The sequence below is a fragment of the Onishia niordana genome (assembly GCF_004798965.1).
GTDB lineage: Bacteria > Pseudomonadota > Gammaproteobacteria > Pseudomonadales > Halomonadaceae > Onishia > Onishia niordana.
In genome coordinates this window covers 16,750-41,551 of the sequence record NZ_SDSD01000010.1, presented here as the reverse complement: position 1 = coordinate 41,551, position 24,802 = coordinate 16,750, and the positions used below count along the sequence as shown (strand labels likewise).

Below are 24,802 nucleotides of genomic sequence, written 5' to 3'. Positions count from 1 at the left end.
GTCTCCAACGCGCACCATCAGCGGTTTTTCCTGATTTGTCCCCGCATGATTGGCGGTTTTTCCTGAGGTGACGTCGCATGTGGGGGGGCGGTGCGCGAGCGCTTCGAACAGGCCTGTCGGCAGCGGATCTCTGAGGCCAGAAAAGCCATCGCCCCCAAAAGGGGGCGACGCTCATGTGCCGATGTGGAGGCGATGTGGCCGTTCGTGGCGTATTACCCTGAAAGCACCGTGGGTAGCCATAGCGCGATGCTCGGCCATACGCTGATGATCAATGCCGCCACGCACATCAGGACGAAGAAGGGGGCGGCGGCAAGGGCCACACGTCCGATGCTCTCGCCGGTCAGGCTCTGCAGCACGAAGAGGTTGAAGCCCACCGGCGGGGTGATCTGCCCCAGCTCCACCATGATCACCAGGAAGACACCGAACCACAGCGGGTCGTAGCCGGCCTGAATGATAATCGGCAGGGTGATGGGCAGGCTCATCACGGTGATCGAGATGCCATCCAGAAACAGCCCCAGCAGCACGTAGAACACGGCCAGGGCCAGCAGCAGGGCGATCGGCGAGAAGGATTGCTCGGCAATCCAGCCCGCCAGTTCTCGAGGCAGGTGCAGGTAACCCATGGCGGTGGACAGCAGTGCCGCGGCCACCAGCAGGCTGCACACCATCACCGCGCTGATCAGCGCTCCGCGCAGGGCGTCCATGAATAGCGTAAAGGTGAGCTGACGCTCCCACAGCAGCAGCGCCAGTGTGGCCGCGCAACCCACAGCGGCTGCCTCGGAAGGCGTGGCGATGCCGGTATAGATGGCGCCGAGGACGATCACGATCAGCCCCAGTACCGGGGCGAGGTCGCGCAGCGCCTGGAAGATGCTGCTGCCGGTATCGGCGGCCTTGGGAGCAAGGCGCGGATTGGCCATGCAACGCAGCGCCACATAACCGATATACAGGACGGCGATCAGCAGGCCTGGCAGCACGCCGGCCATGAACAGCTTGCTGATCGAGACTTCGGCCTGCACGCCATAGACGATCATCACGATCGACGGCGGGATCAGAAGCCCCAGGCTACCGGCACCGGCCAGCGAGCCGATCGAGAGGTTGCGGTCGTAATGCCGCTCTTCCAGCTCGCGGGTGGTGATCTTGCCGATGGTGGCGGTGGTGGCGGCGCTCGAGCCACTGACGGCGGCAAACAGCGTACAGCCCAGTACGTTGGTGTGCAGGATGCCACCAGGCATGTGTCGCGTAAGTGGGGTCAGGCCGCGGAAAAGCCGTTCGGAGATGTTGGAGCGGAAAATCAGCTCACCCATCAGGATGAACAGCGGTATCGCCGAGAGCTCCCAGCTGTTGGCGGCGCGGAACATGATCTTGGAGAGGATCAGGCCGATGCGGTTGGCGTCGAAGTCGCCAAGCCCCCAAAGCGATAGCATGGCCGCGATCACCAGACCGGCGAACACCCAACTGCCCAGCGCGAGCACGACGAGCAGCAGGCCGATGACACCGGCCCCGACTAATAGGGTTTCCATTCAGTCTTCTCCGCTGTCGAAGGTTTTGCGCCGCACCAGGATGCGAAGGGTACGAGTGATCAGCACCAGGCACAGCAGGTAGAGGCCGATCAGCACGGTGCCCTGCGGGATCCACAGCGGCGTCTCGGCCAGGGTTTCGCTGGTGATGCCGCGCTGGAAGCTGCGTTCTACGGCGATGGTCCAGTAGCGGGCCAGCCAGCCGAAGGCCAGTAGCGCCGAGACGCTGGCGAGCAGTTCCAGCGGCCAGCGCCATGCCTGGGGCAGTCGGTTTAACACCAGCTCCACGCGGATCAAGCCGCCCTTCTCCAGGGCGTAGGGAATGCCGAGAAAGGTCATCGACGCCACGGCGTAGCCGATGTACTCATCGAGGATGAAGGTGGAGCGGCCGAACAGGCGTAGCCCGATTTCGAGCAGAATATGGCCAAGCATGTAGATCACGAGCAGCATCGCCAGACCGGCACCCAGCGCCGCAAGGGCGCTGGTCAGCCGGCCGAGGAGATCGACCAGGAGGGTGGCGACGCTTGGGAAAACAGCGCCGTCACGACGATGCTGTGAACTCATTGGTCACTCTCTTGGTGGAACTCCTCGAGAATGCGAGTGGCGCGCTCGCCGGTGCTCTCGACCCAGTCGTTGATCACCGGTTGTGCGGCCTCCTCGAGGTTTTGCTGGAAGTCGGTCGGCACCGGGTCGTGGATCGCGACACCGTTCTCCTCGAGCTGGACGTAGTTCTCTGCGACGCGCTCCTTCACGACTTCCCAGTTATGGGCGTCGGTTTCTTTAGCGGCCTGCAGCACAGCCTGCTGTTCTTCCTCACTGAGTGCCTCAAAGGCATCGCGGTTCATGTGCACCATGTTGAGCGGCATCGCGTACTGGATGGCATTGAAGTCGCTCAGGTGCTCCCAGAAGTTGCCGTTGGCACCCGCCTCGGCTGAGGTGAGGACCGCTTCGATGCCGCCGGTGGCGAGCTGGGGCACCACGTCGGCCCAGGAGAGCTTCACCGGTGAGGCGCCGGCGTTCATCAGCGTGGCGGTACCATTGCGGTCGTAGCTGCGGATCTTGAGGCCTTCGAGCGTCTCCATGCTGGTGACGGGTTCCTTCGACCAGATACCGCTAGCCGGCCAGGGGGAGGCGTAGAGCAGGATCTGGTCGTTGGCCTCGAACACCTTGGCGTACTCGGGCCGGGCGATCTCATAGAGGCGGTGGGCCGATTCGGCGTCGTCGGCCAGGAATGGCAGCGACGAGAGCAGGAAAATGGGGTCGATGCCGCCGAGGCTGCCTGAGAGGGTGTCAGCAATCTGCACGGCGTTGTCGGTGACGGCGTAGAAGTGATCCCCGGAGCGAAATCCCAGTGCGGCGCCAGTATGCAGGGTGATGTCGACGTCGCCATCGGTCAGCGTTTCAACCCGGTCTATGAACCAGGCATCGCCTTGGGCATGGATCGAGTTGGCGTTGTATTCGTTTGAAAAGTCCATGCCGGCTGAGTAGGCCGGCAGCGATGCAGCGGCGAGGCCGAGCGTCAGCAGAGATAGCGTCGCGGTGCGCAGCGACGAGGGCAAGACGTTAGGGCGTGATAGGTAAGTCGGCATCGATGAACCCCTTCTGGTTGTAATCATCTATCTTGTCAGAGTCCAACATAGTGCCCTTGAGAACGGGTGCAACAACGACCAGAGGAGTCCTGTTTGCGGCAAAGCGGGCGATTTCAACGCCTGGGTGACGACGCGTGCTCAAGGTAAAGGCCTGATGTGCACAGATCGTTGCGCTGCAAGCGAGCTTTTCAGACCTTGGTTTCACATGCGGAGTGCCACATCCGACCATGTCGGTTTCGACATCATCCTCGTCTGCGTAAAGCTTATATTATTGGACCTTGAAGAGAGCATCCGGTGTTTAAAGCGCTGCTACACACTCCGTAAGCGGGGTCATCTGGTCCGAGCGCGGCATATCCGGATGTTCTGACTTTCTTGCAGGCAAGAACATGTGGTGAGCATTGGGATGAGAGGCGAGAGGTTTGTTTTCACCCTGCGAGAGGTGAATGGGGCGCTAGGCGATATTGGCACGCTCTTGCCGATGATGCTTGGCACGATCGCCCTGGTCGGGTTGGCTCCGACTCCGGTCTTGCTAGGGTTTGCCGTCTTTTATATCGCTTCAGCGGTCTATTATCGCCTCCCGGTGCCGGTGCAGCCCATGAAGGCGGTAGCAGCCGCTCTGCTTACCGCAGGGATCTCTCCCGGTGGGCTTGCTGCTAGCGGCGTCATTATCGGCGTGACCCTTCTGATTCTCGGATCGACAGGCGGGATCAACCGAATAGCGCGCCTCGTACCGCAGTCGGTGCTTGCCGGCCTCCAGCTTGGGCTCGGGCTGGCACTCGCTCACATGAGCCTGGAGCTGATGGCATCGGCACCCTTGATTGCCATGGTGACGCTGGCATTGCTTTCTGGCCTGCTGGTATCACCGCGCTATCCGGCCTCCCTGGTCGCCTTGGTAGTGGCAGTCCTAATGGCCCAGGCACTTGACGTGCCAGGACTGGATGTCGGAGCACTTCCATCGGGGCTGGTTGCCTTGCCGACCTGGCCCTCGCCTGCCGAGGTTGAACGCGCAATGTCGGTTTTCGTGCTGCCACAACTCTCGCTAACCTTCACCAACGCCATTCTGCTCACTGCCCTGCTCGCGGGTGATTATTTCGGCGACCGGGCCTCTCATGTAACGCCGGTAAGACTCTCGATCAGTAGCGGTCTTGCGAATCTGTTCCTGCCCCCCTTGGGGGCATTGCCCATGTGTCATGGTGCGGGTGGCCTGGCGGCTCATTATCGCTTTGGCGCACGCAGCGGCGGCGCGCCCCTCATGATTGGCGTGGCGTTGATCGCGTTCGCGTTGCTACCGGGTGGGGTCGGCCTCACCGTTCTTGCTGCCATACCAGGGGCAGGGCTGGGATCGCTTCTGTTGGTAACGGCGGGACAGTTGGCGGTCTCTAGGCGGCTCACTGACTGCAGGCCATCGTGCTGGCCAGTGATTGTCGTAACGGCAGGTTTTACCGCTGTCATTGATCCGTTCTGGGGTCTGCTGGCAGGCGGATGCGCCGAGGTGATTCGCAAGCGTCTTGTGAGATGGCGATATGGCAGGGATGAGGCGAGGGCGGATCGGGATTCTTAACCCCTACGAGCACAGCTGTCGGCTGCATCCCCTCTTGAGGAAGCGTTGCCAGCCAAGGCGCTGGCAGATTTGATGCGCCATTGGGTCTGCTCGAATGTCACCTGTTTGGAACCTGAAGCCGAGCACAACGAAAAACGGCCACCGCTCTGATGAGCTAAGTGGCCGTTTTTACTGATGTTCTTGGTCGGAGTAGCAGGATTCGAACCTACGACCTCTGCCTCCCGAAGGCAGCGCTCTACCAAGCTGAGCTATACTCCGATGCGTGGGGCTTGCGACCCAACGGAGACGCATTATACGGATCCATTGGTGGGATGCAAGCCCTGCCTGTGATTGGCTTTTTTCAGCTATCGTCCGTTTTGGCTCAGGTCTGCCTGTCGACCGCCAGGTGAGTCAGCTCGGCCATGGTGTCTCGGTAAACGCTGGGCGACAGGGCGTCCAGCTCGGCCAAGGCCTTGTCTGCCATGGCAACGGCCCGTTCACGGGTGTACTCGAGTGCGCCGGTGTCGTGCACGATGGCCAGCACCTCATCGAGATGATCAAGGCCGCCCTTGCGGATGGCCTGGCGAATCAGCTTGGCCTGCTCGGGGGAGCCCTTGGCCATGGCCTGGATCAGCGGCAGGGTGGGCTTGCCTTCGGCCAGGTCGTCGCCGACGTTCTTGCCCATTGCCTTGGCGTCGCCCTGGTAGTCGAGCAGATCATCGACCAGCTGGAAGGCAAGGCCCAGATAGCGGCCGAAGCGCTGCAGCGCGGCTTCCTGCTCGGCGCTTGCGCCGGCGAGAATCGCACCACTGTGGCTGGCGGCTTCGAAGAGCATGGCGGTCTTGCCCTGGATCGTCTCGAAGTAGGCGGCTTCGTCGATGTCGGGGTTGCCGATATTCGTCAACTGCAGCACTTCGCCTTCGGCGATGGTGCAGGTGGCCGCTGACAGTACTTCCATGACTCGCATCGAGCCGACGTCGACCATCATCTGGAAAGAGCGGGAGTAGAGGAAGTCACCGACCAGTACAGAAGGGGCGTTGCCCCAGGCATCGTTGGCAGTTTTCTTGCCGCGGCGCAGGTGCGATTCGTCGACCACGTCGTCGTGGAGCAGCGTCGAGGTATGCATGAACTCGATCAGCGTCGCCAGGGTAATGTGGCGGTCGCCCTCGTAGCCGAGTGAGCGGGCGGCCAGCAGCACCAGCAGCGGGCGCAGCCGCTTGCCGCCGCTTTCGATGATGTAGTTGCCGATGGTTTCGACGAGCGGGACCCGGGAGGTCAGCTGGGCCAGGATGGTGCGGTTGACGGCGGCGAAGTCCTCGGCCACCGCCGCATGAATAGGCGACGCTGTAGGCTGCATGGGCTAGCTGCTTGTATATAGGTGGGAGTCGGCCTTCGTGGGCACTGCCGGCTTGAATGATGGCGCTTATGCTATGGGGCGCCTGTTGGGGCGTCAAGCGAGGCGCGGCGCGAGGAAGGGGGCTTGACTTGCTTGGCGCGTGCCGGGCGATTATAATCCCGCCCCCGACTCATCATGCTCCCTGTCAGATGGTTGCCAAAAGGGGCGCCACTCGCCGCAGGCCGATGAAGAGCTCAACCCGATGAGTGTTTGGAGACATACGCTATGTACGCAGTTATCAAGAGCGGTGGCAAGCAGTACCGCGTTCAGGAAGGCCAGACCCTGAAGCTCGAGAAGCTCGAAGTGGCCACCGGCGAAAGCCTGCAGTTTGACGAAGTGCTGATGGTCGCCGATGGCGATGACGTCAAGGTTGGCGCTCCGCTGGTCGAGGGTGCCAAAGTGGCGGCAGAAGTCGTTTCTCATGGCCGTGGCGATAAGGTGTCGATCATCAAGTTCCGTCGCCGTAAGCACTCCATGAAGCGTCAGGGCCACCGTCAGTGGTTCACTGAAGTCAAGATCACCGGTATCTCTGCCTAAGCGCAGCGGTCCCCCTTAACAGGAGGTTTTCGTAATGGCACATAAGAAAGCAGCGGGCTCTACCCGCAACGGTCGCGATTCCGAATCCAAGCGTCTTGGTGTGAAACTGTTCGGCGGCCAGGCCGCTGCACCGGGCAACATCATCGTGCGTCAGCGTGGCACCAAGTTCCACGCCGGCACTGGCGTTGGCATCGGCAAGGATCACACCCTGTTCGCTCTGGACGAAGGTGTGGTCAAGTTCGAGACCAAGGGCCCGAAGAACCGCAAGTTCGTGACTGTCGTCTCTGCCTGAGACGCCGCGAACCTGCAGTAAAAAAGGCCCCGCCCCGGCGGGGCCTTTTCGTATCATGACGGTAATATCCCGTCAGGAGAGTGACAGATGCAGTTCCTCGACGAAGCCTCGATCATCGTTGAAGCCGGCAACGGCGGCAACGGCTGCCTGAGCTTCCGGCGCGAGAAGTACGTGCCCAAGGGTGGCCCGGATGGCGGCGATGGCGGTCATGGCGGGTGTGTCTACCTGATCGGTGACGATGCCCTCAATACCCTGATCGACTTCAAGTACCAGCGCTTCTACAAGTCCGAGAACGGCCGGCCCGGACAGGGGCGGCAGATGAGTGGCCGCGCCGGCGAGGACCTGCACGTCAAGGTGCCGGTAGGCACGACGGTGATCGACGAGGATACCCTCGAGGTGATCGCCGATGTCACCGAGATCGGTCAGGTCGTGCTGGTGGCTCAGGGTGGCCGACGCGGGCTGGGTAACATCCATTTCAAGTCGTCGACCAATCGGGCGCCACGCCGCACCACGCCAGGCACCGACGGTGAGCGTCGCAACCTGCGCCTGGAAATGAAGGTGATGGCGGATGTCGGTCTGCTGGGCATGCCCAACGCCGGCAAGTCGACGCTGATTCGCGCGGTGTCGGCGGCCAAGCCCAAGGTCGCCAACTACCCGTTCACGACCCTGGTGCCGAATCTCGGCGTCGTGAAGCTCGGCCAGCATCAGCATTTCGTGATGGCTGATGTGCCGGGGCTGATCGAGGGTGCCTCCGACGGGGCAGGTCTGGGGCTGCGCTTCCTCAAGCATTTGACGCGCACACGTCTGCTGCTGCATGTGGTCGATGTGGCGCCGTTCGACGAGACCGACCCGGTCGAGTCCGCCGAGGCGATCGTGCATGAGCTCGAGACCTTCTCCCAGGCGCTCTCCGAGCGGCCGCGCTGGCTGGTGCTCAACAAGTTCGACCTGCTGCCCGAAGATGAACGCGAGGCCGTGGCCAATGCCATTGTCGAGCGTCTTGGTTGGCAGGGGCCGGTGTTTCGTGTCTCGGCCATCTCAAGCGATGGCTGTGACCCGCTGGTGCAAGCGGTGTATCGCTGGCTGACCGAACAGCGTCGCCTCGAGAATGAAGACGAGGCCGTTGCCGAACACGAGCGCGAGATGCGCGAGCGCATGGAGCGCGAGTCAGTCGCGCGCACCGAAGCGCGGCTGGGCCGCAAGCGCAAGACCTTCGGCGACGACGATGATGATGATTTCGACGACGATGATTACGATGTCGAGGTCGAATACGCGCCCTGATGTGTCGAGGTCTGGCGGGGTGATGACGGATCGGGCGATGGTTTACCGGGAGTGCAGGGGATGACGGGCAGTGAGCAGGCGCCGGGGCGTGAAGCCCTGGCAGGTGCGCGGCGGGTGGTCGTGAAGATCGGCAGTGCCCTGTTGACCAACGACGGTCGCGGCCTTGATGAGCCGGCGATTGGTGGCTGGGTCGACCAGGTCGCCGAGTTGCATCGCCGCGGCATTGAAGTGGTGCTGGTATCGTCAGGCGCCGTGGCCGCCGGCATGGTGCGTCTGGGCTGGCAATCGCGGCCCAGTGCCGTACATGCCCTGCAGGCGGCGGCGGCGGTGGGCCAGAACGTGCTGACCGAATGCTACGAGAGCCACTTCGCTCGCCATGACGTGCTGACGGCGCAGATCCTGCTCACCCATGACGATTTGTCCAACCGCAAGCGCTACCTGAATGCCCGTTCGGCGCTGCGCACCCTAGTGCAGTTGAGGGTGGTGCCGGTGGTCAATGAGAACGACACCGTGGTCACCGACGAGATCCGCTTTGGTGATAACGATACCCTGGGGGCGCTGGTCGCTAACCTGCTGGAGGCCGATGCGCTGATCATCCTGACCGATCAGGAGGGGCTCTTCGATGCCGATCCACGCCATAACCCGCAGGCAAGTCTGATTCCCGAGGCGCGTGCCGACGATGCGCGCCTGGCGGCGATGGCTGGCGGTGGCGGCGTGCTTGGTCGGGGCGGCATGACGACCAAGGTGCGGGCGGCGCGTCTTGCGGCCCGCTCCGGTGCGGTGACGGCGATTGCCAGTGGCCGTCAGCCAGACGTGCTGACGCGGCTGATCGATGGCGAGCGGTTGGGCACCCTGCTGCGTCCGGAGCAGGCACCGATCGCTGCCCGCAAGCGCTGGCTGGCGGGGCAGCTGCAGGTGCGTGGCCGGCTGACCCTGGATGCGGGGGCCGTCACGGTACTCCGTGAGCGCGGCTCGAGCCTGCTGCCGGTGGGCGTCAAGACCCTTTCCGGCGATTTCGTGCGCGGCGACATGGTGGAGTGCGTCGATGAGCATGGGGTGCGCATCGCCAAGGGCTTGATCAACTACGGCGCCGAGGATGCCGCGCGCATTCTCGGTAAGCCAAGCAACCAGATCGAGGGGCTGCTCGGCTATATGGAGGCGCCCGAGTTGATCCACCGCGATAACCTGGTGGTGATTTGAGGCGCCCGGCCAGGGGCGCTCGGCTAGAGGCGCCCGGCCAGGGGTGCCAGATAGGTACTTGCTAGGGGAGCTCGGCCCAGAGGCGGTGGGGCCTGTAGCAAGGCCGAGGATGGCATGCTAGACTATGCCATCCTCTCAGACACGGCCCGTTGACGTTTACGGCCAAACCGGTTGGGAATTGTGTAATTTTCCCAGCAGGGTCAAACATTTACATAGCGTTGCCGGCAAATCCGGTAATGATTCTCCAAGGAGATAACGGTGGCAAACTCTAAGCAAGCTCGTAAGCGCGCTCTTCAGTCCGAAGCGCGTCGCGTACACAAGGCCAGTCAGCGCTCCATGGTGCGTACTTACGTCAAGCGCATCATCAAGGCGATCCAAAGCGGCGATCACAGCCAGGCAATGGCAGAGTTCAAGACCGCTCAGCCGGTCATCGACCGCATCGCTGACAAGGACGCGCTGTCCAAGAAGAAGGCCGCTCGCATCAAGAGCCGCCTGAACAAGCGAATTAAGGCGCTGGCTGCGTAAGCCGGACGCTGACCTAGGGACTGGCCGGCGCGCAATGCGCGTAAGGCCTCTTGCCCTCAGGGAAAAACCGGCTTCGGCCGGTTTTTTTATGGCTGACGCTTTTGTGAGTGGCCGTTTCATGGCCAAGCCTCTTACCGCCAAGCATCGAAGCCAGTAGGCAGACCAAGTGAACATGGCGTTCACCGGGTAGGTGCTCGAACACAGAAGGGCGATCGCGCGTGTCTCAGCAAGACTCCCCAACACCCTCCGCGGCTGGCAAGGCCGTCGCTCGCGCCGGCCTGTTGCGTTCGGGGCTGGTGGTCAGTGTCATGACCATGTTGTCGAGAGTGCTGGGGCTAGCACGCGATGTAGTCATCGCCGCGCTGTTGGGCGCTGGCAGTGGCGCCGATGCCTTCTTCGTCGCCTTCAAGATTCCTAACTTCCTGCGCCGGCTGTTTGCCGAGGGCGCCTTCAACCAGGCCTTCGTGCCGGTGTTGTCCGAGTACGCTACCCGGCGTACGCGCGAGGAGGTGCGTGAGCTGCTCGATGCGGTGGCCGGCAGCCTGACGGTGGTGCTGGCGCTGATCACGGCGCTTGCCATGCTCGCCGCGCCTTGGCTGGTATGGGTGTTCGCGCCGGGGTTTGGTCGCGACCCGGCCAAGCTGGCGCTGACCGCCGACATGCTGCAGTTGACCTTTCCGTATCTGCTGCTGATCTCGCTGACGGCCTTTTCCGGCAGTGTGCTCAACACCTGGAACCGCTTCGCGGTGCCGGCCTTTACCCCGGTACTGCTCAACCTGTCGTTGATCGGCGCGGCGCTGCTGCTGACGCCACTGATGGAAGCCCCGGCCATGGCGCTGGCCTGGGGCGTGTTGATCGCGGGTGTCGCGCAGCTTGTCTTTCAGGTGCCGTTCCTGGTGCGGCTGGGACTCATGCCCAAGCCTTGGCCGTCATTCGCCCATGAGGGGGTGCGGCGGGTGCTGCGCCTGATGGCGCCGGCACTGTTCGGGGTGTCGGTTTCCCAGATCAACCTGCTGCTGGATACCGTGCTGGCCTCCCTGTTGGCGGCGGGTAGTGTGTCCTGGCTCTATTACTCCGACCGTTTGGTCGAGCTGCCGCTAGGGGTCTTCGGTATCGCCATCGGTACGGTGATTTTGCCGGCGCTTTCCAAGCGCCACGCCGAACAGTCCAGCGAACACTTTGCCAAGATGCTCGACTGGGCGCTGCGCGCGGTGTTGCTGCTGGGCATGCCGGCGGCGCTGGCCCTTGGCGTGCTCGCCGAGCCGCTGTTGATCACGCTGTTTCACTATGGCGCCATGACCGATCATGACATCGCCATGGCAGCCATGAGCCTGCGGGCCTATGCCCTGGGTCTGGTGGCCTTCATGCTGATTAAAGTGCTGGCGCCGGGCTTCTTCGCCCGACAGGACACCAAGACACCGGTCAAGATCGGCATTATCGCGATGGTCGCCAACATGGGCTTCAACCTGCTGCTGATCTGGCCACTGGCCCATGCCGGCTTGGCGCTTGCCACGGCACTTTCGGCCTTCCTCAATGCCGGACTGCTGGCACTGGGGCTGCGCCGCGAGGGGGTGCTGGTGTTCCAGCCTGGCTGGGGGCGCTATGCGCTGCAGCTGGGCGGCGGCTGTGCGGTGATGGGGCTCGGCCTTTATCTGCTGGCGCCCAATTGGCAGGTCTGGCTGGGCTGGGGGCTATGGCTACGTGTGGCTACCCTTGGCGCACTGGTAGCCGGCGGGGCCCTTGCCTACTTCGCCTGGCTGGCGGCGCTAGGTGTCCGGCTTCGACACTTTCGTTTGAACGGCTAGCGCTTGAACGAAGAATGACATGGTGGCGCGTGTTGGCATGACAAGCAGTCGACCGGTTGGCGACCGGGTGTCCGCCGCGATGGATAGGCGGCAGACGGCCTGGCCGTTATAATCGAACCTTTTACTTGGCGCGCGAGATACGCATGCGAGTGATTCGAGGACTACACAACCTGCCGCAGGCATCCCAGGGCTGCGTGGCCACCATCGGCAATTTCGATGGCGTTCACCGCGGCCATCAGGCGATCCTCGATCAGTTGCGCGAGCGCGCCGCCAAGCTGGGGCTGCCGGTCACGGTGGTCGTGTTCGAGCCGCAGCCGCGCGAGTTTTTCGCCGGCGAACAGGCCCCGCCGCGGCTTACCCGGCTGCGCGACAAGGTCCGGTTGCTCGCCGATCACGGTGTCGATCAGGTGCTGTGCCTGCCGTTCAATGATGCGCTGCGCAGCCTGACGGCGCGGCAGTTCATCGACCGCACCCTCGTCGCAGGCCTGGGCGTGCGCCACCTGGTGGTGGGGGATGACTTCCGCTTTGGCCGCGAGCGCGATGGTGACTTCACCTTGCTGGCCAAGGTGGGGGAAGAGTGCGGCTTCGGCGTCGAGCATACCCGCACCTTCCTGCTTGAAGGTGAACGTGTCTCCAGCACCCATATACGCACCCTGCTGGCGAGTGGCAACTTCGCGCAGGCAGCCCGCATGCTGGGGCGGCCTTATCGGCTAGCCGGGCGCGTGATCGTCGATCAGCAACTGGGTCGTACCATCGGCGTTCCCACGGCCAATGTGCCACTGCTGCCACAGCCATTGGCGCTGCGCGGTGTCTATGCGGTCGTCACGGAGCTCTCGGATGGCCGCTGCCTGCCTGGGGTGGCCAATATCGGCTGGCGCCCGACGGTGGGCAGCACTCGACCGGTGCTTGAAGTGCATCTGTTCGATGTGAACGAGGATCTCTATGGCCAGCGGCTGCGGGTCTATCCCTGCGCCCGGCTGCGTGGTGAGATCAAGTTCAACGGCCTTGAACCGCTGAAGGAACAGATCAAGATCGATCAGGCTCAGGCGCGGCGTTTCTTTGCCGAGCACTTCGCCCAGGACGGCGCGAGCACCCAGCAAGGCGGAGCGCGGCAGGACACGGCATCTTCAAGCGTACCCGCTACGGCACTTTCTACTGCACTTCCTCTGGCATCGGCGCCGCTGGCGCGCGAAGCCGCGACTTCTGACTCCTCGGTGGGCCCGGCCCCTACCGACCAAGATGACGGCTGACCCCAAGGCTATGAGCGATTACAAGCACACACTGAATCTGCCCGAGACCGACTTCCCGATGCGCGGGATGCTGCCCAAGCGAGAGCCTGCCCGGGTCGCTCGCTGGCAGGAAATGGATCTCTACCAGCGCCTGCGTGAGGCGCGCCGCGGCCGTGAGAGCTTCGTGCTTCACGATGGTCCTCCGTATGCCAACGGCAGCATTCACATTGGCCACGCCGTCAACAAGATCCTCAAGGACATCGTCGTCAAGTCGAAGAGCCTGGCTGGCTTCGATGCACCCTATGTGCCGGGCTGGGATTGCCATGGCCTGCCCATCGAACACAAGATCGAGACCACCCATGGCAAGCGTCTGGAACCGCAGCGGGCTCGTGAGTTATGCCGCGACTATGCCGGCGAGCAGATCCAGGGCCAGCTCAAGGACTTCGTGCGTCTGGGCGTGATCGGCGACTGGGACAACCCCTACCGCACCATGGATTTCGCCAACGAGGCCGGCGAAATCCGTGCCCTGGCGGAGATGGTCAAGGGGGGCTATGTCTTCAAGGGCCTGAAGCCCGTCAACTGGTGCTTCGATTGTGGCTCGGCGCTGGCCGAGGCCGAGGTGGAGTACGCCGACAAGAAGTCCGAGGCGATCGACGTGGCCTTCCCGAGTGGCGATGATGCCAAGCTGGCCGCCGCCTTCGGTCTCGACGAGCTTGCCAAGCCCGCCGCCGTGGTGATCTGGACCACCACGCCCTGGACCATCCCCGCCAACCAGGCGCTCAACGTCCATCCGGAATTCAACTACGCCCTGGTCGATGTGGGGGAGCGCCTTTTGCTGCTCGCCGAGGATCTGGTCGAAAGCTGCCTCGAGCGCTTCGGGCTGACGGGTGATGTCATCGCCACCACCCGCGGTGAGGCGCTTGATCTGATCGAGTTCCGTCATCCGCTATACGAACGTGCCTCGACGGTACATCTGGCCGACTATGTGACCTGCGACGAGGGCAGTACCGGCATCGTGCACTCCTCGCCGACGCACGGCGTGGACGACTTCAATACCTGCCGTGCCTATGGCCTGGAATTCGATGATTTCATCAGCCCGGTGCAGGGCGATGGCATTTATGTCGACGACCTGCCGCTGTTCGGTGGCATGATGATCTGGAAGGCCAACCCCAAGATCGTCACCGCCCTGAGTGAGGCCGGTGCGCTGATGGCGCACAAGACCATCTCTCACAGCTACATGCACTGCTGGCGCCACAAGACGCCGATCATCTATCGCGCCACGGCGCAGTGGTTCGTCGGCATGGACGTCACCGCCCGCGATGGCCGCTCCCTGCGTGAAGCGGCGCTGGAAGGCATCGAGCAGACACAGTTCGTGCCGGCCTGGGGCAAGGCGCGCCTGCATTCGATGATCGCCAACCGCCCGGACTGGTGCATTTCCCGCCAGCGCAACTGGGGCGTGCCGATCCCGTTCTTCCTGCACAAGCAGAGCGGTGAGCTGCACCCGCGCACCGTCGAGCTGATGGAAGAGGTTGCCCAGCGTGTCGAGGCCAAGGGCATCGATGCCTGGTTCAACCTCGACCCTGCCGAGCTGCTTGGCGACGAGGCGGCCGACTACGAGAAGGTCTCCGACACCCTGGACGTCTGGTTCGACTCCGGCACCACCCACTGGCATGTGCTGCGCGATTCCCACCAGCTGGGGCACAGCGTAGGCCCGCGGGCGGATCTGTACCTCGAGGGCTCGGACCAGCACCGCGGCTGGTTTCATTCCTCGCTGCTGACTGGCTGTGCCATCGACGGTCATGCTCCTTATCGTCAGCTGCTGACCCATGGCTTCACCGTCGATGCCCAGGGCCGCAAGATGTCCAAGTCGGTGGGTAACGTGGTCGCCCCCCAGGAGGTCATGGACAAGCTTGGCGCCGACATTCTGCGCCTGTGGGTGGCCTCCACTGACTATTCCGGCGAGATGGCGGTCTCTGACGAGATCCTCAAGCGTATCGCTGATGTCTACCGGCGTATCCGTAATACCTCGCGCTTCCTGCTCGCCAACCTCAACGGTTTCGAGCCCGAGCGTGACGCCGTGGCCGTTGAGGACATGCTGGCGCTGGATCAGTGGGTCGTCGACCGCGCCGCCCAGTTGCAGGCGCGCATCGAGACGGCCTATGACGAGTACCGCTTCCTCGATGTCTACCAGCAGGTGCACTCCTTCTGCTCGCTGGAACTCGGTGGCTTCTATCTGGATGTGATCAAGGATCGCCAGTACACCACGCAGCGCGATTCCCTGGCCCGGCGCAGTGCTCAGACGGCGCTCTATCAGGTGGTCGAGGCGCTCTCGCGCTGGGTCGCGCCGATCCTGTCGTTCACTGCCGAGGAGATCTTCGAGAACATTCCCGGCAAGCGTGCCGATAGCGTGCTGCTCGAGACCTACTTCGAGGGGCTTTCGACGCTTCCCGAGGATGCCTCGCTTGGCCGCGACTTCTGGTCTCGGGTGCTCGAGGTCAAGCAAGCGGTCAACAAGTGTCTGGAAGATGCGCGTAACGCCAAGCAGATCAAGAATGGTTTGGCTGCCGAGGTGACCCTTTACGTCGATGAGGCGCTTGAGGCGACGCTTGCCAAGCTCGGCGACGAGCTGCGCTTCGTGCTCCTGACCAGCGACGTGCACCTGGCACCGCTCTCCGAAGGCGCGGCCGCCGAGGCCACCGAGCTCGAGGGCCTCAAGGTCAGCGTGGCAGAAAGCGAGCACACCAAGTGCGAGCGCTGCTGGCACCATCGCCCGGATGTGGGCAGTCACCCTGAGCACACGGACCTCTGCGGTCGCTGTATCTCCAACCTGCCGGACGGTCCCGGCGAGATGCGCCACTATGCCTGATCAGAAGCGATCTGCGCCTGAAGAGTCATCAGCCACGACGACCGCCGATCAGCACAGCGCGCCGCCCATGAGGCGTCCGCTGCGCTGGCTGTGGCTGTCGCTTGCGGTGATCGTCGCCGACCTTGGCAGCAAGATGCTGGCCACGGCGTGGCTCGCCTACGCTCGGCCGGTGGAGGTGTTGCCGGTCTTCAACCTGACGCTCTTGCATAACACCGGTGCCGCCTTCAGTTTTCTGGCGGGACACGCCGGTTGGCAGCGGTGGCTGTTCGCCGCTATCGCCATCGGGGCCAGCGTCGGCCTCACGATCTGGATGCGCCGGCTGCGCGCTGGTGAGACGCTGTTGGCCGTGTCGCTGGCAATGATTATCGGCGGTGCCTTGGGCAATCTCTACGACCGGCTGGTGCATGGCTACGTGGTCGACTTCCTGTCGTTTCACTGGGGCCAAGCCTACTTTCCGGCCTTCAACTTGGCCGATGTCGCCATTACCCTGGGGGCTATCGGCCTGATCATCGAATCCCTGTGCGACGCCCGCCGTGGGCGAGCCAGTTCCTGACGGAGCCAAGCAAATGAGCGACTATCGCATCGACGAGGGCATGGAAGTGACCCTGCACTTCACGCTCAAGCTCGAGGACGGCACAGAGGTGGATTCCACCCGCGACAAGGCGCCGGCAACCTTCCAGGTCGGCGATGGCAACCTGCCGCCGGGCTTCGAAGCACCGTTGACCGGCCTCAGCGACGGCGACGCCGGCAGCTACGAGATCACCCCGGAGCATGCCTTCGGCCAGCACAACCCGCAGAACGTGCAGTTGATGAAGCGTGATGACTTCGAGGGCGAAGTGCCCGAAGTCGGCACGGTGATGTCGTTTGCCGACGCCGCCGGTGGTGAGCTCCCCGGCGTGATCGCCGATATCGACGGTGAGCAGGTCAAGGTGGATTTCAATCACCCGCTGGCCGGACGAACGCTGACCTTTGAGGTCGAAGTGATCAAGGTCGCCCCCGCGACCACCCACTGAACGCTGCTAGCCCGGGCGAGGCCCGGGTCGCTTCTTTTCGCAAGCGATGCCCGCGGGCATCAAGGCTAGGCAACCATGCATATCCAGTTGGCCAACCCGCGCGGTTTCTGCGCCGGCGTCGACCGTGCCATCGAGATCGTCAATCGCGCCCTCGATGTCTTTGGCGCGCCCATCTACGTCCGCCACGAGGTGGTTCATAACCGCTTCGTGGTCGACACCCTGCGCGAGCGTGGGGCGATCTTCGTCGAGGAACTCCATGAAGTGCCCGATGACGTGATCGTGATCTTCTCGGCCCACGGGGTCTCCCGTGCGGTGCAGGAAGAAGCGGAGCAGCGCGGCCTGCGGATCTTCGACGCCACCTGCCCGTTGGTCACCAAGGTGCACATGGAAGTGTTGCGCTATGCGCGCCACGGCCAGGAATGCATCCTGATCGGTCACCAGGGGCATCCCGAAGTGGAAGGCACCATGGGGCGCTACGATACAAGCTATGGCGGCGCCATCTACCTGGTCGAGGACGAGGCCGATGTGGCAGCCCTCGAGGTCAAGGACCCGAGCCGTCTGTCTTTCGTCACCCAAACCACGCTGTCGATGGATGACACCGCCCGGGTGATCGATGCGCTGCGCGCCAAGTTCCCCGAGATAGAAGGCCCGCGCAAGGACGATATCTGCTACGCCACCCAGAACCGCCAGGACGCCGTGCGTGAACTCGCCGCCGGCAGTCAGCTGGTGCTGGTGGTCGGTAGCCCCAACAGTTCCAACTCCAATCGCCTGCGTGAGCTCTCCGAGCGGGTCGGTACTCCGGCCTACCTGATTGATGACGCCGAGCAGATCGAGGCCGACTGGCTCGAAGGCGTCGACCAGATCGGTATCACTGCCGGTGCCAGCGCCCCCGAGGTACTGGTCAATGGCGTGATCGAACGCTTGCAGGCGTTGGGCGCCGAGGCACCGCAGGAACTCGTCGGCCGCGAGGAGACCATCACCTTCTCCATGCCCAAGGAACTGCGCGAACAGGTCATCGTCAGCGAGTAGGTCGTCGTTATCTCGCCTGGCGAACCAGGCAGGCGGTGACCAACAGGAACCGGGCTCAGGCCCGGTTTTTTTGTGCCCAGACTTGCGTGCGAATATGACGCCGCATGGCATCCTGATACATACTGGTATTAGACGCATGATGTTTCAGTGGGGGATGCTTGCGAGTGACGCGCATGGCAAAGGCAGGAGAGCAGTCAGGCTTTACACTAATCGAGTTGCTGGTGACGATGGCGTTGATCGTCATCATCGCCACAGTAGCGGTGCCCAACTTTTCCGGGCTGGTGAACGACAGCCGGTTAACCACTTTGACCAATAATCTCAACGCTACGCTGCGCCTCGCCCGCAGCGAGGCCATCAAGCGTAATCACTCCCTGACATTATGTGGCCTCGGCAAGTGCGGAAATGACTGGAGTAGTGGCTGGCAACTGGTGACGGCTAAAACTCAAGGGACGGTGATCCGGCGCCATCCGGTTCGAGATGAAGGCGTCAACATCGTGACTGGCGCGCCCATCATCTTCAACTCGTTTGGCCGGCCAACTGGCGCCAGTAGTCGCTGCCTGACGTTGAGTGTTGATGGGCAGAGTCAGACGCTGCAGGTTGCCCCTAGTGGTTCAATAACAGCAGTGGATACTTGCCCATGACGCGTCAAGCCGGCGTTTCGCTGATAGAGGTGCTGATCGCGCTACTGGTGCTCGGGATCGGCATCCTAGGCATGGTCGCCTTGCAGACACGCTCTCTCTCCCTGGACCGAGATGCCTACTTGCGTAGCCAGGCCGCAAGCCTCGCCTATGACCTGGGTGATCGGGTGCGGGCCAATGAAGGCCAGTTGGGCGACTATGCCATTGCGCTGGGTGATGGCGCGCCCAGCAGCGGCAGTCTTGCTAAACGTGACCTGGCCGATTGGCTGGATGATATCGCGTTCACTCTGCCGAGCGGTGATGGCAGCGTGGTCGTCAACGGTGATGAAGTCGTCATCACCGTTGCATGGTCCTCATCCCCAAGCCTGGGCGGCAACCAGCAACGCTTCGAGACATGGGTGCGTCCATGAAAGATGTCCACTATGCGAGGCTGTCGCGCCAGCGTGGTGCGAACTTGATTGAGCTGATGATAGTGATGGTGCTGGCGTTGGTGATCACGGCAGGCGTTTATCAATTATTCAGTGCCAATCAGCGTACCTATCGGTTACAGAATGCCATCTCAGAGGTTCAGGAAAACGGTCGGTTTTTACTGGATGTCTTTCAGCGAGACCTCCGTCATGCCGGTTATGCGCCGGCCTGCCAGGGTGACATAGGGTCAGGCGTTGGCTTGGTGCTGAACCTTAAAGATGGCATGGCCGACAAGCTGTTTCCGAAAGATCGCTTCGATGCGGTCGGTGGCTGGGAAAGCCGAGGTAACGATGCCTATACCTCACAAATAAGCGCCAAGAATTATCAACAAGGCAATCTGTTACTGATTCATCACGCGGCCGCCCCTGCCGGTCAAAAGCTCATTGATCCTGACGGCATCAAGGCCGGAGACCAAAACGTAAAGCTGGATAATCAGGATGAGATGAACAGTGAAGATCTTCTGGCCTTTATCGAAAAAAATAACTGCGAAATCGTCCAGACCACCGAAGATAATAAATTGTCCGCTCCTGACCCTTTTACGCATGCCTTTAGTAAGCAAAATACTTGGATAGGGTCTCCGCAAGGCAGCATCTATTACATTGGTGAAGACACAACGCGTGGCGAACCAGGTCTTATGCGCTTTGATTTGGTGACTGGTGGTCGAGAGACATTGGCGAGCCCGGTAGTGGATATGGAGCTGCGGTTTTTAGTAGACGGGAGTTATGTAGAAGCGCCATCCAGCGACGACTGGCAGGACATCACCGCTGTACGCGTCAGTCTCCTGCTGCGCTCATCAGAGGCCAATGTGCTTCAAAATCCCGCCAAGGAGGAACTGTTCGACGATTTCGATTTCGAGGCCGGTGACGGTGATCGCCGGCTTTATCAACGTTTTACAACAACGGTTGCCCTTCGAAATCGTTTGGCGGAGGGGATAAAGTGATGTTAGCGATACGTCCTCGTCTTCAGTTACCTCTCCGGCAGCAAGGGATGGCACTGATTGTGTCGCTAATTTTTCTTCTGTTGCTAAGTTTGCTGGCGGTATCTTCTGTCCAGGATGCCACGCTCCAGGAGCGTATGGTCTCAAACCAGCGAGATCATGCTATGGCTTTTCAGGCAGCAGAGGCCGCCTTGAAAGCAGCGGAAGAGAAGGCAAATAGTGGTGAAGATATCCAGGAAACCCAGTGGGATGAGGACGATGGGTCTTTGGAGACGATATCGGTAAATGACTCACGGTTAAGCCGTAGTCCTCGATACCATATATGGCATCCCCCAGGTCTAGCAGGCCAGGCTGGAGAGGGTGATGACGGCAATAACTCGCATCCTATTTATCAGATTAATGCGGTTGGCTATGGTGGTTCACCGAATAGCCGAGTGGTGATACAGAGTTGGTATATTCCTGATAATTAAAGGCTTAGTTATGCGCATGCAGTCTTTGCTTGGCACCCTGCTGCTGATTTTAGCAGGGGGAGTGCAGTTCGCCCAGGCCGCAGACCTGGCACGGGCACCACTTTCAGCGGGCGCCAGAGTCGATCCGAACTTGATGTTCATCATTGATGACTCTGGCTCCATGCGCTTTGAAAATATGCCAGAGTCAAACATTGCCGAGTCGGCACGCTTTATATACCCACGCCCAAGTGGCATCTATGGGTCGGGAAGTTATTCTAATATCGTGCCGAATTTCGATCAGGACGATGCCTACAATGCCTATAGTCGCTCGCCGCAAGTCAATGCGCTTTATTATAACCCGGCCGTGACCTATCAGCCTTGGTTTCGTGCTGATGGATCTAGAATGCAGCAGGCTAACCCCATCAATGCCTACCATAACCCCAGCAGCCCATACCGTGGTGGACGTAACCTTACCTTTGAAAATACGCAGTCGGCAGATGGTTGGGTCGGCGATTGCGATAATATTAACGAGGCGGGACCAGAGGGCTGTGAAACGACTCCGGGTAGAGAGGTTGTCTGTAGATGGTTTGGCTGCTATTACCAGGATGCTGAAGTGACCTTCTACCCGGCGACTTATTATACCTACACGGGTGGTGGCTATGGTGATATTGAAAACTATCGCCGGGTGGAAATTCGCTCCGGACGTGGGTCTTTTGACGGAGAAGGTCGCGAAAATCGCAGCGATTGTGCCAATGCTTCAGCCAATATACCGAGCTGTACCTATGACGAAGAAATGCAGAATTTCGCCAACTGGTATAGCTACTATCGTTCGAGAACCCTGGCGGCTCGGGCAGGCATCGGCGAGGCATTCTCACAACTGGGTGAAACGATACGAGTCGGTTTTGACACCATCAATAGCAACGGCAACGTCATTCAGGGTGATGTTTCGAAAGGCGTACGTGTCTTTAAGGGAGAAGGACGTAGTGGCTTTTTCGATGAACTCTATACCCATGAAGTTCCCGCCGAGGGAACACCTCTTCGCCGAGGGCTTCAGCGTAGCGGCAGCTACTTCGAAAATCATGATGAGCCTTGGCGTGATGATCCCAGTTCGGACCAGTCCCGTGATTTCCAGTCCTGTCGAGCGAACTATTCGCTACTGATGTCTGATGGCTACTGGAGTGGTAATAACCCCCCGGGTATTAATAATGCCGATGGTACACAAGGCCCCTCTGTTGAAGGGCCTGACGGCCAAACGTACAGATATCCTGCCACAGCTCCCTATGCCGATGATGTGTCATCAACGCTTGCCGACGTGGCGATGCACTATTGGAAAAGAGACCTTAGGGGGGATAAGAGAAATGAGCTTGCCAATGATGTACCTGTCAACGCCCAGGATCCTGCTTTCTGGCAGCATATGACCACCTTTGGGGTAGGGTTCGGTGTGGCGGGATCTATTGACCCGGATAGCGCTTGGCAGGCGGTTAAAAGCGGAGCGAGCGTTGATTGGCCAAGTGCCAGTGATTTCAACAGCCGTGATTCGGATACGGCAAACCGGGCACGCCTGGATGACCTGCTGCATGCGTCAATTAACGGCCATGGTGGTTTCTTCAATGCCTCCAACCCTCAGGCTTTTGTCGAGGGATTGAATACCGTGCTGGGGACGATCGTGTCTCGACAGGAGGCTTCCGTCGTGCCCGTGGCAGTCAGTAGTGACACCATTGGGCCTGATACACAGCTCTTCTCAGCCGGGTTTCGCAGCACCGATTGGTCGGGTGAGCTCAAGGGCTATCAGTTACTCCCCGGTGGTGCGCGTGACCTTGAGTGGGATGCCGAGCTCAGGTTGCGCGAACAGTCACCGGGCGACCGTCTGCTTCTGACCTGGAAGGGCGAAAGTGGTCAAACGCTGAGTACCGTCAGCAGCGATCTTAGCGCAGACCAAATCCGCTGGCTGAAAGGCGAGTCGGTCGATGGCTTGCGCGGCCGTATCCCCGACGGTCAAGAAGCGCCCAACCTACTTGGGGATATCGTTAACAGCGCCCCCTTCCTGCTGACGCCTCCAGATGGTAGCGATCGCGCTGGAATGGTTTTCGTCGGTGCCAACGATGGCATGTTGCACGGTTTTTCCGCCGAGACAGGGAAAGAACTTTTCGCGTACCTTCCCGGCGAGTTAGTCAACAACCGGCGAGGAAATAAGGCGCCGCTAGAGTCACTGATGAACCCCGATTACACTCACCGATACTTTGTCGATGGCTCACCGGTCGCACGCAACGTTGATATAGAAGGTGGTCCGGATGCGGTTGTGGTGGGCACGATGGGTGCCGGTGGGCGCACCGTATTCGCGCTTGATGTGTCCGACCCTGAAAACATGAGTGCGGATGACGTGCTGTGGGAGTTCTCTGACGCGGCGCTTGGTGAGGGGGTGACTCAACCTTCAATCTCCCAGATTAGCTATAAAGGGAAGCCCCGCTGGGTGGCGCTGTTTGGCAATGGCTATAACAGCGAGGCCCAGCAGGCGGTAATGTTCGCCGTCGATTTGCAAACTGGCGAGGTGCTAAAGCGCTTGGATACTGGCGTCGGAGGGGCTGACAGCCCTAATGGACTGGCGCCGCCTACTGCTACGCGCTGGCCTGCTTACAATGGCTTGAGCCAATATGCCTATGCAGGTGATCTGCAGGGGAATATGTGGCGCTTTGATTTATCCGATTTGTCGAGTAGTCCGCAAAGACTTCTGGAGGGCCAAGCCAGTCAGCCCATTACCGCTCCTGCGCAGCTAGAGTTCAAACCTGGTGATTCTGGAGCATTGGTCGTGTTGTTTGGTACGGGCAGTTTCCAGTTCGTTGACGATCGCAATGATACAAACATACAGCGTCTTTACGGATTACTGGATAGAAGTGATGAGAATCTTACAGCGGTTAGCGCCAGCGCCCCCACCCCGACCCTGGCTCCCCAAATTCTCTCTATCGACAAGACAAGTGACGGGCAAGAGGTACGTACCGGCAGTAATAATCTTGTCGGATCGACTCAGCAGGGCTGGTACATCGACCTGCCAGCCGGAGAGAGGCTGGTCTCCCAGCCGACATTGCCGGCGGGTATCTATCATAAGCGTGCGCTATTTTCGACGCTAAGACCTTTGTTTGGCCAATGTACTGCCGGGGTCGACGGTTATGTTTACAGTTTACGTCTCGAAACCGGTGGGAGTGGCACCACAGCCTTCTTCGATACTAACGGTGATGGCAAGGTCGACAGTGGCGACAATCTCGCTGATGCCAATGGCGACCCGAAGAAGGTCGTGACGGGCATCAAGTTGGGTAACGGGGAGTCTCAAGTCGTTGTGCGTGATCCAGAAACCGGCCAAGGCGTTCTGGCGGGCACCATAGGTAGTGTTGGCGGCACGCAGCGCACTGGCGTCTCGGGTGCGGCATCCGGTCGTCAGTCGTGGCGTCAGATTTTTGAACCCTAGGAGCTATATATGCACAGTGGTCGGCAGCGCGGTTTTACGTTGATCGAGCTGATGATTGCGGTCGCGATCATCGCCATCCTGGCCAGTATCGCGTATCCCTCTTATCAGAGGTACGTAACCGATACATGGCGAACCCGGGCAGCAGCCTGTCTCAGTGAGTTGGCTCAGGGCATGGAGCGCCGTTACACAGAGACCTTTAGCTACAGGAACGATACACAGCCGTTGCCGAGTGCTGAGTGCGTCAGTGAGTTGGATAATGCCAATCGCTACACGCTTGCTTTCGCCGACAAGGAGCCCACGGCGCAGACGTTTGAGATTGAGGCGACCCCGAAAGGACCGCAGGCGCCTGATGCGGAATGTGGCACGCTGTCACTCGATCAGACAGGACAAACGTCTATTTCTTCGAAGTCTGGGACTGTTGCCCAGTGCTTCTAGCTGCTGCAGTCTCCTGGCGGGCCGACTCTAAGGCGCCCGGTAGCGCTCATTACGAGTGTTGCGGAGGCTTTCTGGCCACATAGCGTGAATGTGCCGTTGTATCCTCGAGGCCAGCCACTCGAGCCGATGCGTAGCCAGCGATAGCCATTGCGGAAGTTAACGCGCTCAAGATCGCCGCCAGCAATTACCTTCAGTACTTCAGCACCTTCGAGTGCATCCCCATCCACATTGCCCACAAGTATCAGTAATGGCAGATCCCAGTTGGGGCTGCACTGCTTGTTATTAGCGCTGGGGCAGAGCGTTAACCTTCGCTGCTGGCTTATGGCGGTGTTTCTGGTTAGCGCAATCGCTCGCTGCAGGCGACTGATGCCAGTATCAATCGAGAGCTGCTCCATGAGTCGCTGGAAGTTAGGTACGCCCCAGGTAAGCATTATCGTCAGCACGGCAAGGGTCACCAGCAGCTCTATCAGGGTGAAGCCAGCTCTTGAAAAATGCAGTTGGGAACCCTCTCTTCTGTGCATGTCCGCCTCCTTCCTTGGAGAGTTAGATATGTCATGGCCTACTGCGTGATGAGCACTCCTTTACCCCTTCCTACAATCCTT

The 24,802-nt window shown here is 60.8% G+C and carries 23 protein-coding genes and 1 tRNA gene; 18 read left to right on the top strand and 6 right to left on the bottom strand.

Features of this window, described 5'->3' with window-relative positions; all coding sequences use genetic code 11:
* Positions 1-212 precede the first annotated feature (212 nt).
* The 3 genes from ETC27_RS15495 to ETC27_RS15485 are packed head-to-tail and all read right to left on the bottom strand — an operon-like array spanning position 213 to position 3,103.
* Entirely contained in the window at positions 213-1,517 is a 1,305-nt protein-coding gene (locus tag ETC27_RS15495) for a TRAP transporter large permease (protein WP_136255879.1), read from the bottom strand.
* Entirely contained in the window at positions 1,518-2,078 is a 561-nt protein-coding gene (locus tag ETC27_RS15490; RefSeq protein WP_136255878.1) for a TRAP transporter small permease, read from the bottom strand. It abuts the gene before it with no gap.
* Positions 2,075-3,103, bottom strand: a complete 1,029-nt coding sequence (locus tag ETC27_RS15485) for a TRAP transporter substrate-binding protein (RefSeq protein ID WP_136255877.1) — start codon at positions 3,101-3,103, stop codon at positions 2,075-2,077. The genes ETC27_RS15490 and ETC27_RS15485 overlap by 4 nt, the downstream gene beginning before the upstream one ends.
* Before the next feature lie 403 nt (positions 3,104-3,506).
* On the opposite strand from ETC27_RS15485, the gene ETC27_RS15480 reads away from it, so the two are divergent.
* Positions 3,507-4,664, top strand: a complete 1,158-nt coding sequence (locus ETC27_RS15480; RefSeq protein WP_136255876.1) for a putative sulfate/molybdate transporter — start codon at positions 3,507-3,509, stop codon at positions 4,662-4,664.
* Positions 4,665-4,845: 181 nt separating this feature from the next.
* Here the strand turns inward: ETC27_RS15480 and ETC27_RS15475 are convergent.
* Both ETC27_RS15475 and ispB read right to left on the bottom strand, forming a co-directional pair.
* A tRNA-Pro gene (locus ETC27_RS15475) sits at positions 4,846-4,922 on the bottom strand.
* A 103-nt stretch (positions 4,923-5,025) separates the two neighbouring features.
* Positions 5,026-6,000 (bottom strand): octaprenyl diphosphate synthase, encoded by a 975-nt coding sequence (gene ispB, locus ETC27_RS15470; RefSeq protein WP_136255875.1) that lies wholly within the window; start codon positions 5,998-6,000, stop codon positions 5,026-5,028.
* A gap of 264 nt (positions 6,001-6,264) precedes the next feature.
* On the opposite strand from ispB, the gene rplU reads away from it, so the two are divergent.
* The 17 genes from rplU to ETC27_RS15385 all read left to right on the top strand — a co-directional run bounded on the left by rplU (position 6,265) and on the right by ETC27_RS15385 (position 24,200).
* On the top strand, positions 6,265-6,576 hold the full coding sequence (gene rplU / locus ETC27_RS15465) for a 50S ribosomal protein L21 (protein ID WP_092527040.1): 312 nt from the start codon (positions 6,265-6,267) through the stop codon (positions 6,574-6,576).
* 34 nt (positions 6,577-6,610) lie between these two features.
* The gene (rpmA, locus tag ETC27_RS15460) at positions 6,611-6,868 is read left to right on the top strand and encodes a 50S ribosomal protein L27 (protein ID WP_136255874.1); all 258 of its coding nucleotides are present in this window, start codon (positions 6,611-6,613) and stop codon (positions 6,866-6,868) included.
* A gap of 87 nt (positions 6,869-6,955) precedes the next feature.
* Complete coding sequence (cgtA, locus tag ETC27_RS15455; protein WP_136255873.1) at positions 6,956-8,146, top strand: Obg family GTPase CgtA; 1,191 nt, start codon at positions 6,956-6,958, stop codon at positions 8,144-8,146.
* Between the two features lie 60 nt (positions 8,147-8,206).
* Positions 8,207-9,346, top strand: coding sequence for a glutamate 5-kinase (gene proB / locus ETC27_RS15450; protein ID WP_136255872.1), 1,140 nt, complete (start codon positions 8,207-8,209; stop codon positions 9,344-9,346).
* A 258-nt stretch (positions 9,347-9,604) separates the two neighbouring features.
* Positions 9,605-9,871 (top strand): 30S ribosomal protein S20, encoded by a 267-nt coding sequence (gene rpsT, locus ETC27_RS15445; protein ID WP_136255871.1) that lies wholly within the window; start codon positions 9,605-9,607, stop codon positions 9,869-9,871.
* 218 nt (positions 9,872-10,089) lie between these two features.
* Complete coding sequence (gene murJ / locus ETC27_RS15440; RefSeq protein ID WP_276605707.1) at positions 10,090-11,676, top strand: murein biosynthesis integral membrane protein MurJ; 1,587 nt, start codon at positions 10,090-10,092, stop codon at positions 11,674-11,676.
* A 143-nt stretch (positions 11,677-11,819) separates the two neighbouring features.
* Complete coding sequence (gene ribF / locus ETC27_RS15435; protein ID WP_136255870.1) at positions 11,820-12,926, top strand: bifunctional riboflavin kinase/FAD synthetase; 1,107 nt, start codon at positions 11,820-11,822, stop codon at positions 12,924-12,926.
* A gap of 10 nt (positions 12,927-12,936) precedes the next feature.
* Entirely contained in the window at positions 12,937-15,771 is a 2,835-nt protein-coding gene (gene ileS / locus ETC27_RS15430; protein WP_205742754.1) for an isoleucine--tRNA ligase, read from the top strand.
* A gap of 67 nt (positions 15,772-15,838) precedes the next feature.
* Positions 15,839-16,324 (top strand): signal peptidase II, encoded by a 486-nt coding sequence (gene lspA, locus ETC27_RS15425; RefSeq protein ID WP_240724950.1) that lies wholly within the window; start codon positions 15,839-15,841, stop codon positions 16,322-16,324.
* 13 nt (positions 16,325-16,337) lie between these two features.
* Positions 16,338-16,784: an FKBP-type peptidyl-prolyl cis-trans isomerase gene (gene fkpB, locus ETC27_RS15420; RefSeq protein ID WP_136255867.1), complete on the top strand. Its 447-nt coding sequence runs from the start codon at positions 16,338-16,340 to the stop codon at positions 16,782-16,784.
* 75 nt (positions 16,785-16,859) lie between these two features.
* Positions 16,860-17,813 carry a 4-hydroxy-3-methylbut-2-enyl diphosphate reductase gene (ispH, locus tag ETC27_RS15415; protein WP_136255866.1) on the top strand — a complete coding sequence of 318 codons (954 nt, stop codon included), beginning with the start codon at positions 16,860-16,862 and terminating at the stop codon, positions 17,811-17,813.
* 173 nt (positions 17,814-17,986) lie between these two features.
* Positions 17,987-18,454, top strand: coding sequence for a GspH/FimT family pseudopilin (locus tag ETC27_RS15410; protein WP_136255865.1), 468 nt, complete (start codon positions 17,987-17,989; stop codon positions 18,452-18,454).
* Positions 18,451-18,861: a type IV pilus modification protein PilV gene (gene pilV, locus ETC27_RS15405; RefSeq protein ID WP_136255864.1), complete on the top strand. Its 411-nt coding sequence runs from the start codon at positions 18,451-18,453 to the stop codon at positions 18,859-18,861. The genes ETC27_RS15410 and pilV overlap by 4 nt, the downstream gene beginning before the upstream one ends.
* Positions 18,858-19,859: a PilW family protein gene (locus tag ETC27_RS15400; protein ID WP_168709080.1), complete on the top strand. Its 1,002-nt coding sequence runs from the start codon at positions 18,858-18,860 to the stop codon at positions 19,857-19,859. The genes pilV and ETC27_RS15400 overlap by 4 nt, the downstream gene beginning before the upstream one ends.
* A 47-nt stretch (positions 19,860-19,906) precedes the next feature.
* Positions 19,907-20,326, top strand: coding sequence for a pilus assembly PilX family protein (locus ETC27_RS15395; protein WP_205742753.1), 420 nt, complete (start codon positions 19,907-19,909; stop codon positions 20,324-20,326).
* A gap of 10 nt (positions 20,327-20,336) precedes the next feature.
* Positions 20,337-23,765, top strand: coding sequence for a pilus assembly protein (locus tag ETC27_RS15390; RefSeq protein ID WP_136255861.1), 3,429 nt, complete (start codon positions 20,337-20,339; stop codon positions 23,763-23,765).
* A gap of 9 nt (positions 23,766-23,774) precedes the next feature.
* Complete coding sequence (locus ETC27_RS15385; protein ID WP_136255860.1) at positions 23,775-24,200, top strand: type IV pilin protein; 426 nt, start codon at positions 23,775-23,777, stop codon at positions 24,198-24,200.
* Here ETC27_RS15385 and ETC27_RS15380 read toward each other — a convergent pair.
* A complete protein-coding gene (locus ETC27_RS15380; RefSeq protein WP_136255951.1) occupies positions 24,197-24,721 on the bottom strand; it encodes a GspH/FimT family pseudopilin in 525 nt (174 codons plus the stop codon). The two genes, ETC27_RS15385 and ETC27_RS15380, sit on opposite strands and share 4 nt — an antisense overlap.
* Between the last annotated feature and the right edge of the window lie 81 nt (positions 24,722-24,802).